The sequence below is a fragment of the Ruegeria lacuscaerulensis genome (assembly GCF_013034745.1).
In the GTDB taxonomy this organism is placed as follows: Bacteria; Pseudomonadota; Alphaproteobacteria; order Rhodobacterales; family Rhodobacteraceae; genus Ruegeria; species Ruegeria lacuscaerulensis_B.
The window spans coordinates 210,504-225,514 of the sequence record NZ_WQGP01000005.1; the positions used below are offsets into that span (position 1 = coordinate 210,504).

Sequence of the window (15,011 nt, forward strand, 5' to 3'; positions counted from 1 at the left end):
CGAGACCCCGCTGCCCAGTTTGTACATGAGATGCGGAGGCTTTCAGACGGGACTATTCGCGAAACGCTTGGTCTTTGACTTTGACGACGGGACGCAAAACGTAGTCCAGCACGGTTTTCTTGCCCGACAAAATATCCACTTCTGCGATCATGCCTGGGATGATTTCCACTTCTACACCATTGGCATCCAAAATCGAGTGTTTGGTCTGAATTTCGACGACAAAAACCTCTTCGTCATTTCGCTCGGACCGGGTGATGGTGTTGGCTCCAATCCGCGTGATCTGGCCATCCAATGCACCATAACGGGCAAAGTCGTAGGCCGTAATCTTTACTTTGACCGGCTGCCCTGCGCGCAGAAAGGCGATATCTTCCGGTTTTACATAGGCTTCGACCAGCAAGCGATCGTCGAGAGGGATAATCTCGATCAACTCTTCTCCGCTTCTGGCCAGCCCTCCGATCGTAGTACGGTAGATCCGATTAACCACGCCGCGCATTGGGGATTTGACTTGGGCACGTTCGGCACGATCCTTAAGGGCCGGTAAAAGAGGTTGTAGGGTCGCAAGTTCTGCCGTGGTGATCGCCAAATCGGTCAATGCTGCGCTTCGAAACCGGCTTTGCGCTGCTAAAATCCGATCGTCAATTTCATCCAGCCCGGTTTTCAAGCGATGCGTGATCGCAACAGCCCGTGTAAGCCGCCCCTCCCATTCGGCCTCATTTCGTCGCAACGTCAGCAGTGTCGTCGCGGGTTCCATGCGCTGTTCGACCAATGGTGTCATGATGGCGCGTTCCTCTGCCAGGATTTGCAAGGTTTCGTCGGCAGTTACCTGATCAACCAAGCTTTCCTCGTATTCCCGGTGACGTTGTTGTCGTTGTCGCTCCAGGATCGCGATCTCAGATCTCAACTCGGATTGCCGGGCGTCAAATAGGGCCGCTTCCGATCTGACGACTTCCGGCGCGCCTTCGACCAGCCTTGGCGCAAATCGCAATTCGGTTTCGTTTATTTCCGCCTGCAACCGGTGGACTCTGGCCATCAAGCCAAAAGCCCTTTGTTGTTCCTGATTGAGTTGGCTGTCTATTTGCGTGGTGTCGAACTCCATCAACAAAGTGCCCTCATCCACGATTTGGCCTTCTTTGACGTGCAGCGATCGCAATACGCCGGATTCTGTGGCGTCGATGAGTTGAACATTGGCTGATGGAACGATGCGCCCGTCCACGCGTGTGACGTCGTCCAACTCAGTAAAATACGCCCAGAACCCTACTGTCAGCAGGCAAGCCAGAATTGCAAACAACAACACAGAACCGCGCCAAGGAGATTGCCCCCTTATTTCATTGGCCAATGATGCAAAGTCAGGATGCTGCGACATTCAGATGCCTCCCATTGGGGCGTGGCTGCCGTGTCAAAATCGATTTTGGCCCATCTGCGGCAACCTGTCCGTTTTCGATCACGATAATCCGGTCAACAAGCGCCAGAAGGCTGGTGCGATGGGTCACGATAATCATCGTGTCGCGTTTGGTAGCGCTATGCAGGCGCTTTATGACCTCAGCCTCGGTTTTCACATCCATCGCGCTCGTGGGTTCGTCCAGTAAAAGTACCGGAGGACGGCCAATCAAAGCCCGTGCCAAGGCAATGGCTTGGCGTTGCCCGCCGGACAATCCCTCGCCACGTTCGGCAAGAGGCTGGTCATAACCGCCAGGATGGTCGGCGATGAAATCTTCCACTCCGGCAACTTGCCCTGCGTCAATTAGGTCCTGATCTTGCGGCCTGATCGTGCCACTGGCAATGTTCTCACGGATCGTTCCCGAAAACAGCCATATGTCCTGAAGCACTGAACCAATGTTGCGCCGCAGGTCGCCTGGATCAATTTGTCGGATGTCTACACCATCCAGCATCACTGACCCTGCGCGGGGCTGGTAGAGACCCAGCAATAGCCGCGAGATAGTGCTTTTGCCCGACCCGATGGGGCCTAGAATTGCGACTTTTTCGCCAGCTTCAATTTCGAAGGACACATCGCTGAGGGTGTCACGGGTTTGACCAGGGTAAGAAAACGAGACGTTCTTAAATGCGATACGTCCTTCAATAGTGCCACGGGTGATCCATGTCCTCCCTTGGGGACGCTCGCTTTCTGCTTCCATCAGCGCGTTCAGATTGCGGTACGCGCTGCGCGCCTGATTTGCGCGTGTCAACGTTTGCGCGAGTTGCCCCAAAGGGGCGAGAGCCCGACCGGTTAACATGACCGAGGCGACAAGGGCACCCATACTGGTCGCCCCTTCGGTGATCAGAAAGACACCATAGAACACGATCAAGACCTGGGCTGCTTGCTGAGTGAACCCTGTCAGGTTCAGAGCCAATTGAGTAATAGCTCGACTTTTTACACTGTGTGATGCCTGCCGTTCGACCGCACCTTCCCAACGGCAACGCATCTGATTGGCAGCGGCCGTCGTTTTGATGGTTTCAAGTCCCGAAACCGTTTCGACCAAAACGGATTGTTTGGATTGCCCTCCGGAAAAGTTTTGTTCGGCCAACCGGGACAAAAACGGTTGCACGGCCAGCCCCGAAAGCAACACGATTGGCACTGCCATGGCTGGTATTATGGCAAGAGGGCCACCAACAAGGTGGATGGCGAATACGAACAAAGCGACAAAAGGCAGATCAACGACAGCAACCAAGGTTGCCGAGGTGAAAAACTCGCGCAGCGTTTCAAACTCGCGAACTGTGCTGGCCATAGCGCCCGTCGATCCGGTTCTGGATTTCATCTGAATGTTGAGAAGGTGGTCGAAAATGCGTCGTCCCATCATCCTGTCCGATTTTTGACCTGCTCGGTCGATAAACCCGGCGCGCAACAGTTTCAGGAAGAAGTCGAATACCAGTGCTAGACCGACACCAAGGGTCAATGCGATCAGCGATTCAGTTGCTTCATTGGGTAGCACTCGATCATAGACCACCATGATAAAGACAGATGTGGAAAGCCCGAGCAAATTTGCCACCGCAGCCGCAAGCGCAACTTGCGCGTAGGACCAGCGGTTTGAACCAATGGCCGACCAAAACCAATGACCGGTCTCGGGTCTGAATGTCCTGTTGTGATCTTCGTTGTGCACGCGCCGAAACAATATCGCGTAGCCAGTGTAGATCGTTGCCAACTTAGCCCCTTCGATCTCGGTTATTTCGTTTCCCATCTTTGGGTCAAAAATCAGGAGATCGCCGTTTTCCGAAAAACCGTGAAAGACGACGGCGTGTTGATCTGTCAGAAGTAAAATTGCGGGCGTAAAACTACTGTCCAAATCCCCGAGCGCCCAACGCCCATAACCGGCTTGCAACCCAGCATTCTGAGCCACCTCGAGCAGGTCGTGAATGGTCAGCCCGCCGCCGTCTCCGGTTAGTGCGGCATTCAATGCAGCGCTTGTAAGTGGACGATCGAGATGAGCTGCAACATGCAAAAAACACGTTTCAAGCCCAGACGTTTTGGACGGCCCAATCAGAATTTGTTGTTGTGTCATTGTCTTGCCCCCTGGGTCACGACCTCAAGGCCGAGAAGGTCCAAAATGTCACCTGTCAAACTGAGCGCAGCATAGTTCGTCAAAAAGAAATTCTGATCTGCCAGGATCAGCCTTTCCTGAGCGTTTACATAGTCACGTTGGGCGTCGAGAATTTCGATGAGACTACGCCGACCTATGGTGAATTGCGCCTGCGCTGCCTCCACGCTGTCTTCGTTTGCCTTCGCGGCGATCTTGGCAGCTTGCAGTCGCTTGGCGCCGGCTTGCTGGTCAGAGCGAATAAAGTCAAGCTCGCGCCGGATATCTCGTATCAGCGTCTCGCGCGCGAATTCGGCTTCGCTTACTCTGGCTTCAGCGGCAGAAATCGAAGCGCGGCGCTGGCCGGTGCTATCCAGCTCATAGTTCACGGACAGGTCAATTCCGAAATCTGTATCATCGTCATCGTCGCGGTCTGCAAAGGCAGCCAATTCGACGCCCGGACGACGGCGTGCCAAAGCCGCTGTCAAATCTGCCTTAGCGGCCAATAAGGCCGCGTCTGCTCGTCTGACCTGAGGGCTGTTCACTACAATTTCCGCGTCTGTTCGCGTCAGCTTCGGCGCCTTTGCCGGCTTCGATAGATCCCCGGCCTGTTGGCCGAAGATGTCGCGGAATTGCGCTTCGGCACGGTCGATTCTGGCGCGTGCATCTGCGAGGCGTGTCTGCGCATCCGCCATTCGAGATCGCGCCGCCATGACATCCGCCGTTGATCCGGCACCAAGAGAGGACCTTTCAGTGATCTGGTGCAGGATATCTTCGTGAACTTCGACGTTTCGAACTGAAATGTCGAAAATCTCACGACGGCTGAGAACCGAAACGTATGCTTCGATTGCTGCAAGAGCTATTGCGGACCCTGTTTGCAGTTGGTCTCCCCTGCTTTCAAGGACGCGCGCTTTTGCTGCGATTAGCTCACTGGAGGCGACCCCGCCATCATAGACGAGTTGGGAAATACGAACGTAGGGCGTGAAATTCGCAAGGTCGGAATCGGATCGTTGCGATCGAGCGCTGAGACCGAGATTTACTTGGGGAAGAAAAGCTCCACGTGCCGCTTCTTCGGTTGCGGTAGCTCTTTTATAGCGGCTTTCACTTTCCGCAAGGCTCGGGTTGTCCTCGACCGCCTGCTTAACGCGTTGCCCAAAAGACGTTCGAAGCAGGGTCAGTGAAGGAGCAGTGGCCCCGCGACCGACTGCACCAGCGGAAAGAGACGAGTCGACATAAGATAAATTCGGTCCGAAAGCGCAAGCGGTAAGCCAGCCTGAGAGGATGAAGTAAAGGACCAGTCTTCTAGGAGATAGCCGCATTTAATAACTACCGTTTTTTTGAATTTCGTTCCATTGGGCGAGGGCCATTGCGCCGAGGAAACCCGATAGATCTGAATTTTCGGTGTACGAGGTTTGGACTTGACAAGTTGTCAGATTTCGCTCGGCGCTTGCCAGCCAAGCGCAATGAGACAACGACACTTGATGGGCGTGAACCAGCCGCAGCGTTCCATCATTGATCAGCGCCAATTTGTCTTTGTCGGTCAGGGCCGCCAGCTTTCCAGAATCTACGATAAGAATACCTTCGGGAAATTCGATTCCTTCGTGCATTCCGGCGGATTGCAGCAAGTCAAACGTATCCAATTTATTGCAAATCGCTGCGGTTTTCTGTTCGTTTTGAGCCCGCATTTTTAAGAAGCCAAAGACCTGGCGCAGTTCAGGCGTTAGATCACCGCTGGCATTGAAGAAGGGTTCTCCTTCCTGACCTACAAACCCCAGTGACTCGTCGACCAAAAGCCCCTCTGCGTTCAAGTCCTGCTTGGCCGGATCTTGACTGGTGCGCCAGCGAAAAGGAGGACAGCGCAAATCGGATGGAACATAGCCTGCCAACCATCGCCCATCATCTGAGACGAAAGGGGTGCGGGCGCCGCTTAGACTCAGCAAAGCAAAGGGGTGAATTTCAGTGCCCGCGCGCCGAAACACGATCGGAAAAGCCGCCGCAACCTGACGAATCTCTTTCTCGACGATCGGACATTCCGTGAGGTTTTGCGCAAAGCGAAAAGAGGTAAAACGTTTCCAGTATTTTCCTTGGTACCTCGAAAACGTCAGTGGAAACTGACCGTTCTGTGACATATTCACCTCATGCGGATATAAGACACCGCCGATTTTCAAATTCGGCGGTGTCGTTGGATCAGGCGGATGCGCCAGTTGGGTCGGTGTGCAGGATATTGTCGGGGGACAAACCGCTTAGGTCGTCCAGCCCTGTGAATTCTGCAACTGTTTCAACCGATGCTGCATTTGCTGCGCTGTATTCGACATGGACCAACACGCTGTCATCGCCATCTGTGGCCATGACATAGATTTCGTCACCCGCTTGCAGATCGCTCAAACTCTCGACAGCGTTTTCAATTGTGCCTGCGCTCAAATCTACCAAAACGGTCGTAAGACCCACGAAACCAGTATTTGTGCCAACGGCGTCTCCCAGTTCCAGGGTTTCGAAATTAGTTCCGTCTCCCCGCAGTGTGGTAGTGTCGAACCCATTGAACATAATCGCATCTGTGACCTCAGCCTTTGCGCCGAGCGTAAAGCCCGTAATGGTGTCCACGCCGTTGGCTGCTGGCGTAGCTTCGAAGACCACGACATCCCGCCCTGCGTTCGATACGTCTATGGTGTCGTTTCCTCCGAAACCTTGCAGGAAATTGTCGACGGCGTTTGCGGTGAGCGTATCGTCTCCTCCACTGCCCAATTGGTAGACCGAAGGACCACCGTCGGGCGTGTCTATGGTCAGAATGATTGGTTTGGAAGGATCAACGACAGCCGCGGTAAATGTCACAACGGGTTGTGACAGGTCCGAATAGGTCGTTGCGACCCCCGCGATGTTGACAGCTGATGCTCCGACTGGATTGGTCAGGAAAAGCCCGAAATCACTGTTCTCGGAAATGGAGGTAGGGTTGATTGTGACAACGGCCGGATCAAATCCGATTTCTGCTGTGACGGCCAGCCCGCCCGAGATATCGCGGTTCGGGTCGGCGTGAATTTGGAATATCACTGAAGAACCATCGTTGCTGACTTCCGAGATTGTGTATGCGGCGGGTAAATACGCGGTTGTTGTATCTGTTGTAGGTGCGGGATCCGGCCCACCCGTAACTGTTGCCTGAACTTGAAAAGTGAGGTCGTCACCAGCGTTTAGACCAGCAAAGTCGCTTGAAGAGACCGGCAAAGACCATGTCCCGTCTGCGCCAACCGAGGCTGTCCCCACAGGTGTTCCGTTCAGGGTTACACTAACAGTCTGTCCTGCTGTAAGACCTATCGAACTTCCAGAGACTGTGAGTCCCGTACTCTGCGCGTCTGCGAGCAAGACCGCTCCGTTGGTACCCGTGGAATTCAAGGATAGTATCGGGCGGAAATCCGTCGTTATCGCTGCCGTCGCCGGTGTCGCCGGATTGCCTGCCAAATCAGCGACATTTGCGCTTATGGTGAAGGCTGTTGTGTCTGCCAGGCTGCCGAGATCTCCAGAAGAGATGGTCGCGCTCCAACTTCCCGAAGCAACCGTGGCGACATAGTCCTGACCGTTCAGAGAGACCGTAACAGTTTGCCCATCCTCAGCGGTCGTGGTGCCGGATACCGTCAGGTCCGAGCCCCTTTCCGCGATGTCCAGCGTAGATCCGACAGCTAATGGGTCAATCGCTATGACAGGCGCTGAAAAATCGGTATCGAAAGTGCTGATGTCGGATGCGGTATTGCCTGCCGTGTCGGAAACAGAGGCGGATACGGTGTAGGATTCCGTGTCTTGTAATTCAGTCAGGTCAGAAGGTGGCGCGGTAAACGACCAGCTTCCCGAATTTACAGTGGCGGTCCCTGCGACGTCTACGGTGCCATCCCCCCGGACAATTTGGACGGAAACGACAGCTCCGTCGCCCGCATCGGAGGTGCCGGAAACCACGAGGTTGGTACTAAGTTCTGCGAAGTTCAGAACAGGCCCGTCCGAAAGTGAAGTCACGTTGATTGAGGGTGCGGAAAAGTCGGTGTCAAAGCTGCTTGTGGCTCGTACAGCTGGGTTTCCGGCCTCGTCGGAAACATCAGCGGTGACGGCGATGGTTGCGCCGTCCGATAGGGCGGCTACGTCACTCGCAGGAGCAGTTGCTGTCCATGCGCCGCCAGATACCGTAGCGGTGTAGGATTGGCCTCCGAGATTGACGGTGACCGTTTGCCCGTCTTCGGCGTTGGTGGTGCCAGTGATTGTCAGATCCGTACCCCTCTCGGATGCATTCATGACAGCGCCAGCCGAAAAACTGTCGATGCTAAGTGTCGGCGCGGTGACGTCCTTGACGATGGCCGTGCTGGCTTGCGGTGCTATCAATCCATCCGTGTCAGACACATCTGCTGTGATGGAAAATGTTCCGCCATCGGTCAATGCGCCGAGATCGGATGCAGGGATAGTAACGTTCCATACTCCACTTGTGACCGTACCTGTATAGGTCTGGCCGTCCAGTGTGACGGTTACGGTTTGACCATCCTGAACATTTGCCGTCGTCCCGGAAATTGTCAGGTCTGATGTCACTTCCGCCGTGTTCAGTGCGTCGCCAACGGGGAGGGTTGCGATCGAGATCGATGGCCCGGTCAAGTCGACCGGAATAGATGCGTTGACCAAGGTAGAAATGTTGCCAGCCGCATCTGCTACTGAAACGCCAATTGCGACAGGTGTGCCGGTCGACAGTCCGCTTAGGTCCGCGGTGGGGATTGTGACAGTCCAGTTTCCTCCGGATGCGGTGCCCGTGTAGACCTGCCCATTGAAGTCAAGCGAGACTATTTCGCCATCGGCAGCCGTGGTCGTCCCGGTAATATTAAGGTCACTCCCTACGTCAATCAGGTCGATGGATCCGCCAGCTAACGGATTGAGGGTCAACGTGGGCGCGGTGAAATCCGTTTCAAAGCTGCCTGTTGCCTGTGGCGCAGGGTTGCCCGCAGCGTCTGTCACATCTGCTGTTACCGAAATAGTTGTTCCATCTGGCAAAGCTGACAGGTCTGCCGCTGGTATTGTCGCTGTCCATAGGCCTGCGTTCACCGTGGCTGAATAGACTTGTCCGTTGACGGACACCGTGATGGTTTGCCCGTTTTCAGCGTCCGAAGTTCCGGATACGGTAAGGTCGTTTCCTTGCTCAATGGCGTTCAAAACCGCGCCGTGCGAGAAATCGGTTATTGCCAGCGTCGGAGCAATTGTATCGACATTGAAGGTCACGTTTTCGACCGCCAGTTCGTTCCCGTCGCCGTCAAGATGACGGATCGTAACGGTGTTGACACCTTGGGGAAGGTTTGCCGCTTGGTCGGGTGTCAGTGCAACGTTCCAGCTTCCGTCTGGTTCGGGCACCACCGATACGGAAACGGATCCGATCGACACTTCTATATCTGTTGTCCCATCGGGCGTGACCGAATTTAGTGCGGTGCTGCTCAGCGCGTTGGATTGGGCTCCTGCCAAATTCAGGTGGGGATATGTTGGTGCTGGAGCGGGATCATCGCCCCCGCCTCCGCCCCCGCCGCCTGCAGCAGCGGCCGCCCCGGCCAAACCAAGTCCACCTAGTGCGGCAGCGCCAACCCCACTGATGCCACTTGCGGCAGCCGCGCCGCCCGCTTCTGCGGCCAGGCTGAACTGCGCAATCTCAGCCACGATATCTTCCGCGATCATGATTGCACCACTATCGAGAATCTGGATGTTCTCTGACGCCACGATCATCGATTTCCCGTTCGCCAATTTAACCAGGACATCGCCATCTTTCAGCAGTTTGACCGATCTGACACCCGGGATGGTTTCGGCGAATTGAAAGGCGTAAAGCTCTTCGATCGTGGCTTGCCCCAGAGCAGGCAGCGCCATCAGCGTTGAGCCCAACCCACCTGCAAGACCCCGACCTGCCCAGCGGCGCATTTTGTCATCCAGCCAACGACGAATCTGCGCTTTGCCCTCGACCCCGGTCACGGGGTTGTTCGCGTGGCGATTGGAATCGTGGTCCTTGGTCATCTTACCCTCACATGTGGTGTCCGCGTCCGCCCGAGGGGTCCAGCTCTTGTTCATCTGTCTTGCCCTCCAGTGACTCATGCGGTCGGACCAGAAAAAATTGAGTTAAACTGATGCCGAACTTCGCGTTTTCACCACATTTGTGCTTTGGTTTCGGACCGGGCATCAGATCATCCTTTCATTGAAGCCAAGTGTGGCACGGGGTGATTTGACATGATGCTTCAGTTCGAAGGCGTGGTTGCAACGGGAAGCGTAGCGCTCGATTCAGGTATCAGCGATACGGCTTTAAAAAAGTTTAACGGGGACACGTTTCTATACAGCGTGACGGGCCCTGGAGGTGGCATCACGGTTTGGAAGTTGCTAGAAGGCATTGTTCCGCAACAGCAAGACATTCAATATTACAGCGGGACGATTTCGCAACAAATAGGCAATAGTGCCGAGCTCGTGACGCTTGCCGGTAGTGACCAACTGATTCTGGATGTCGATTTGGCCACGGGATTGGTAGGATACACACTTAATCCAGATGGAACTGTCGGAACGTTGCAGACCACCGACAGTCTGATCGGGGGCGGAGATGTTGCCGCGCTTGTGCAATACTCGGTTGAGACGGGTGGAGTGCTGGCCTTGGCCCATGAAGATACGGGTCAAATCTCGACCTATCTAGTGAATCCGGACGGAAGTCTGACGGTGTCGGGATCCATCGCCGGTCGCGCCGACTCGATGGAGGTCATTCAATTTGGCAGTGAGAATGTCGTGGTGGCCTCTGATGCAGAGACGGATTCCATCGCGATTTACACAGTGGATTCCGCCACGGGGGGACTGTCAGAAGTTGATAACAGCGATGCGCTGAACCAACTGGGCATTGCAGTGCCTACCGCGGTTGACGTGGTGCAAGCGTACGGTCAGTCATGGGTCGTCGTCGCCGGGGCGCAGAGCAATTCCATCAGCTTGATGAAGCTGGATGCCTCGGGTTCGCTTGTACCCACGGATCACGTGTTGGATTCGTTGCACACGCGGTTCGAAACCCTTCAGGACATGTCCGTCATCGAGGTGGACGGCCATGTGTTCTTAGTGGCTGGGGGAGGCGATGACGGGGTCACACTTTTCACGATGACACCGGGCGGGCAACTGGTTTACCTGGACAGTTTTGCCGACACGTTGGACACCGGACTACAGAATGTTGAGACGGTGATCACGGCTCATGTCGGGGATGAGCTGCAAATATTTGCCTCCTCACAACAGGATGGTGGTCTGACGCAATTGACAGTCGACCTCTCTGATCTGGGGATCGTGCAGGAAGGGTTTGGCACGATCACTGGCACAAATCAAAACGACATGCTTAACGGAGGTATCCTCGACACGAATTTGTCGGGTGGGGTGGGAGATGACATCCTGATCGCCGGTGCCGGAGCCACAGAGATGACCGGTGGGGCCGGAGCGGATATTTTCGTCATGCAGCATGGCAGCGCCCCTGTGATCATTACTGATTTCGAGGCGGGTACAGACCGTCTGGACATGTTCGATTTCCCACTGCTGCGCACACCGGATCAACTTACATTCACAGCTACAGGTCAGGGGGCCTTGATAGAGTTTCTGGACACTACGGTCGAACTCATATCCGCTGCGGGAGGTCCATTGTCCGAGCAACAGGTATTCGGCGCGGGCTTTGGTGGCCCCGATCATATACCCGTGGACCTGGGGACTTTGGGGGGCCTGGACCCCGGTAGCTCGGATGGTGTTCTGGGCGATATCTCGATCGATTCCCAAACGCAGAATCCGGCTTTGGCGAATGCAGAAATCCAGTTAGCGCTCGAAGGCGGGGGCATTTTGACCGTGCGCGCGGACGAGAATGGTGTATTCGACCTTGACCTCCCTCCTGGGATGTTCTCGGGTGAGTTTGACGTGATCAAGGGCTATTCAACGGCAAGTGCCGATATCAATGCTCTAGACGCGCTTCAGGTTTTGCGTATTTCCGTCGGGCTTGAACCAACATGGGGACCGGCCTCGGCCGAGAATCTGATTGCGGCCGACATCTCGCAAGACGGCACTGTAAATGCGTTGGACGCGCTGGCGATTTTGCAGGTTTCTGTTGGGCAATCTACCCCACATTCGCCGGAATGGGTGTTCTTGGACGATGATGCGGATCTCAGCGGCATCACGCCGAACAATGTGTCCTACGAAACAGGGGTCGATATCGTTGCCGTAGACAACGTGATCACCGCAGATATGACCACTATCCTGCTTGGCAATATTGAACAGGCCTAGCCGCTCTATTCCCGGAACGCCCTGTTGAAATAGTCCGACAATGGTTTGACCAGATAGGACAGAGGCGTACGCTCATCTGTTTTAATCATGGTTTCGACGGGCATTCCGGGGAGCAGTTCCTGACCGTTCAGACGGCCAAGCTGTCCTTCATTTGGTACAACTTCGGCGCGATAAAAGGTCAGCCCGGTGTTGTCATCGGTAAAAGCATCAGCCGAAACGTTGATGACTTGCCCTTCGATTTCTGGTGTTTCACGCTGATTGAACGCGGTGAATCGCAGCAGGACAGGCTGTCCCACGTGCAGCTGATCGACATGAATGGCGTCCACGCGCGAGGCTACCAGCAAAGGTGTGTCCAAGGGCACCACATACATCATAGGCTCGGCGGGTTGGACCACGGATTGCAACGCGAAAACCTGACTGCCATAGACGACCCCTGTCACCGGTGCGCGAATATCCAGCCTTGACAGACGCACGGTCAGGGACAGGCGTCGCTCGGCCAGTTCAGCGATCTGTGCCTGAACATCGCGCAGGGTCGATATCGCCTCTTCTCGGCGGGCTGCTTTCAGCTCGACAATCTGGATCTCGGTTGCCGCGATCTGCCCGCGCAAACGGGCGATATTGGCCTCTAACCGGCCGATATCCCCGGTCAGGCTGGCCTCTTCCCGCAACAGCGCCGAGACCCTGCTGGCCTGTGTCAGGCCCCGATCGAACAAGCTCTGCTGATCTTCCAGCTCCTCCCGGATCAACTCGACTTGACGGCGCAGAGAGATAAGCTGAGCCTCCGTACCTTCAATCTCGCTTTCCGTCTGAATGCGTTGCTTCCCGAGCTGCTCGGCTTGTTTATTTAATGTGTCCAACCGGGCCTCGAACAAACGTTGCTGGCCGCTGACTAGTTCGGGTTCGATGGCCTCTTGCCGTTCCAATTCGTCCAGACGTGCGCGCAACTCCTGTGCCGGGATGCCGTCACGTTCCGCTTCCAGTCGGGCTTTGCGGGCCAAAAGCTCGAACAGTTGAGTTTCTACGATGATTTTCTCAGATTTCAGAAAAGTACCGTCCAACCGGATTAACAGATCGCCCTGCTGAACCTCGTCACCATCGCGCACGAAAATCTCTCCGACCACGCCGCCGTCGGGGTGCTGAACGACCTGCCGGTTGCTTTGAACTTCGATCGTCCCCTGCGAGATGATAGCGCCTGCAAGTCGGGTTTGAACGGCCCAGATCCCCAAACCGCCAACCAGAATGGCTAAGGCGACAAATCCCACCATCGCCGGAAATGTGATGCGCCAAACAGGACGAGTATCAGAGCTGCTTTTTTGCATCATTCCCCCGCCTGACTGAGGCCGCGTTTGATCGCACCCGCGTTTTGGACCGTGGCTCCCAGCACCTCGTCGCGAGCACCGGACTTGATGATCTGCCCGCGTTCGACAACGATCAGGTTTTCACATTCCGAAATTGCCTGCGGACGATGCGTCATGATTATCACGGATTTCCCAGCTGCCTTGAAGCCGCGCACTGCGGTGTTCAGTGCCTCTGTCCCATCGGCGTCCAAGGCCGAGTTCGGTTCGTCCAAAATCAAAAGTACCGGGTCCCCGTAGAGGGCGCGCGCCAGAGCGATCCGCTGTTTTTGACCACCTGAAAGCTGGCTATCGTTGCCTTCAAGAAACGTGTCATAGCCTTTTGGCAGCGTCAGGATCAGCTCATGCGCGTTCGCTTTTCGGGCAGCTTCAACCACGGCCTCGGCGTCCGGGTTTTCCGACATTCGTGCGATGTTTTCCGCAACAGTGCCATTAAACAGGGTCACGGTCTGCGGCAGATAGCCGATATGCTGGCCCAGATCGGTCGGGTCGTATTGATCCAACGTCGCACCGCCCAAGCGGATTTCGCCGACCGCCGGATGCCACAATCCCAGCAAGGCTTTGGCTAGTGTCGATTTGCCCGAACCGCTGCGCCCGATCACGCCCAGAGCGCTGCCCGGTGCCAGGTTTAGGGAAATGTTGCGCAAAGTTGGTTTTTCCGCACCCGGTGGAATGACGGTTAGTCCCTTGGCCGTCAACCGGGCCTCGGGAACAGGCAGCTTGGTACGAGGCGTTTCAGGTGGAGTTGAATCCAGAAACTCGTTCAGAGACCCCCAGGCTGTTCGGGCACGTTCGATCATCGCCCATTGGCCAATTGTCTGCTCGATCGGAGCCAGCGCGCGACCCAGCAGAATAGAGCCAGCAATCATCGCGCCCGGTGTCAACTCGTTGCGCAGAACCAGCCAGGCTCCCAAGGCCAGCATAGCGGATTGCAGGAACAGTCGCAGTGATTTGGTCAGTGAGGTAAAACTGCCAGTCCAGTCGCTGGCTGCGATTGTCTGGTGCAATGCATTGGTGCGTTGTTTTTGCCAACGCTGAATGATGTCCTTCTGCATGCCTTGAGAGCGTACAATTTCCGCCGCTTGCCGCGCGTGTTCGGAAAAGGAATTCGCCTGTGCCGAAGCCGATTGCGCCGTGGCCACCTTGCGCCGTGTCAGCGCTTGGTTCAGCAATGCTATAGTCACCAGAAATGCTCCGCCGCCTACGGCAAGCCATCCCAGCATCGGGTGGAACAGGAAGATGGCAGCCATGAAAACCGGTGTCCACGGAATGTCCATCACAGCCAACAATACCGGCGATGAGCAGAGGTTTTGAATGGCTTCCAAATCCCGCAAACCTGTTGAAGGCGCAGCCCGGACCTGAGGATTCAAAGATCGTTGTAACGTCGCCTCGAACACACGTTCGTCCAGGGTTGACTGGAACCGGGCACCAAAACGGGCCACGATACGGCCCCTTGCATAGTCTAGCATTGCCATCAACCCGTACAAAAGCGCCACTAACAGGAAAAGAGCAGTCAATGTTTCGACCGCGCGCGACCCCAGAACGCGGTCGTAAACCTGCAGCATGAACAACGGTCCGGTCAGCATCAGCAGATTCACGAAGATGCTGAACAGGAAGGCGAGCGTCAGAAAGGCTGATCCCTGATTGCGAACTTTGCGCAGCTCGTGTTGTGGAGGTTGAGAGAAACGGCTTGCTGGCTTCACGAATAGGACTTTCGACGACAATGCTGTTTTGACTCTAACGCACCACAAAGACAGTTAAAATGCATGGGTTGCGAGATAGAGCGGAACACTGCCGCAAAAGCAACATCAAACACACAGTGATGGGAATGATCGGACCGCCGCGGATCAGACGCCGTTGCTCCCCTGACAATTCC

General features: G+C 55.5%; 8 protein-coding genes. 1 reads left to right on the forward strand and 7 read right to left on the reverse strand.

Features of this window, described 5'->3' with window-relative positions; translation table 11 throughout:
- Window positions 1-52: 52 nt before the first annotated feature.
- Genes GOV79_RS11980 through GOV79_RS12000 form a run of 5 tightly spaced genes read right to left on the reverse strand, consistent with a single transcriptional unit; the run spans window position 53 to window position 9,572 of the window.
- Window positions 53-1,363: an HlyD family type I secretion periplasmic adaptor subunit gene (locus GOV79_RS11980; RefSeq protein ID WP_170773358.1), complete on the reverse strand. Its 1,311-nt coding sequence runs from the start codon at window positions 1,361-1,363 to the stop codon at window positions 53-55.
- The gene (locus GOV79_RS11985) at window positions 1,347-3,494 is read right to left on the reverse strand and encodes a type I secretion system permease/ATPase (protein ID WP_170789944.1); all 2,148 of its coding nucleotides are present in this window, start codon (window positions 3,492-3,494) and stop codon (window positions 1,347-1,349) included. The genes GOV79_RS11980 and GOV79_RS11985 overlap by 17 nt, the downstream gene beginning before the upstream one ends.
- On the reverse strand, window positions 3,491-4,828 hold the full coding sequence (locus GOV79_RS11990) for a TolC family protein (protein ID WP_170789945.1): 1,338 nt from the start codon (window positions 4,826-4,828) through the stop codon (window positions 3,491-3,493). Before GOV79_RS11990 ends, GOV79_RS11985 begins: the two co-directional genes overlap by 4 nt.
- Window positions 4,829-5,638: a SapC family protein gene (locus GOV79_RS11995; RefSeq protein WP_170789946.1), complete on the reverse strand. Its 810-nt coding sequence runs from the start codon at window positions 5,636-5,638 to the stop codon at window positions 4,829-4,831.
- A gap of 58 nt (window positions 5,639-5,696) precedes the next feature.
- A complete protein-coding gene (locus tag GOV79_RS12000) occupies window positions 5,697-9,572 on the reverse strand; it encodes a beta strand repeat-containing protein (RefSeq protein WP_237218013.1) in 3,876 nt (1,291 codons plus the stop codon).
- A 156-nt stretch (window positions 9,573-9,728) separates the two neighbouring features.
- Here GOV79_RS12000 and GOV79_RS12005 point away from each other — a divergent pair, with 156 nt between their 5' ends.
- Window positions 9,729-11,780, forward strand: a complete 2,052-nt coding sequence (locus tag GOV79_RS12005) for a dockerin type I domain-containing protein (protein WP_170789947.1) — start codon at window positions 9,729-9,731, stop codon at window positions 11,778-11,780.
- A gap of 5 nt (window positions 11,781-11,785) precedes the next feature.
- Here GOV79_RS12005 and GOV79_RS12010 read toward each other — a convergent pair whose 3' ends face one another.
- Both GOV79_RS12010 and GOV79_RS12015 read right to left on the reverse strand, forming a co-directional pair.
- Window positions 11,786-13,102 (reverse strand): HlyD family type I secretion periplasmic adaptor subunit, encoded by a 1,317-nt coding sequence (locus GOV79_RS12010; protein WP_170789948.1) that lies wholly within the window; start codon window positions 13,100-13,102, stop codon window positions 11,786-11,788.
- Window positions 13,099-14,838 carry a type I secretion system permease/ATPase gene (locus GOV79_RS12015; RefSeq protein ID WP_170789949.1) on the reverse strand — a complete coding sequence of 580 codons (1,740 nt, stop codon included), beginning with the start codon at window positions 14,836-14,838 and terminating at the stop codon, window positions 13,099-13,101. Before GOV79_RS12015 ends, GOV79_RS12010 begins: the two co-directional genes overlap by 4 nt.
- Window positions 14,839-15,011 lie beyond the last annotated feature (173 nt).

Bases quoted from the DNA above. Each gene is read 5' to 3' on its own strand.
- GOV79_RS11995 (WP_170789946.1), bottom strand. From the start codon at position 5,638: ATGTCACAGAACGGTCAGTTTCCACTGACGTTTTCGAGGTACCAAGGA.
- GOV79_RS12005 (WP_170789947.1), top strand. From the start codon at position 9,729: ATGATGCTTCAGTTCGAAGGCGTGGTTGCAACGGGAAGCGTAGCGCTC.
- GOV79_RS12000 (WP_237218013.1), bottom strand. From the start codon at position 9,572: ATGAACAAGAGCTGGACCCCTCGGGCGGACGCGGACACCACATGTGAG.
- GOV79_RS11980 (WP_170773358.1), bottom strand. From the start codon at position 1,363: ATGTCGCAGCATCCTGACTTTGCATCATTGGCCAATGAAATAAGGGGG.
- GOV79_RS11985 (WP_170789944.1), bottom strand. From the start codon at position 3,494: ATGACACAACAACAAATTCTGATTGGGCCGTCCAAAACGTCTGGGCTT.
- GOV79_RS11990 (WP_170789945.1), bottom strand. From the start codon at position 4,828: ATGCGGCTATCTCCTAGAAGACTGGTCCTTTACTTCATCCTCTCAGGC.
- GOV79_RS12010 (WP_170789948.1), bottom strand. From the start codon at position 13,102: ATGATGCAAAAAAGCAGCTCTGATACTCGTCCTGTTTGGCGCATCACA.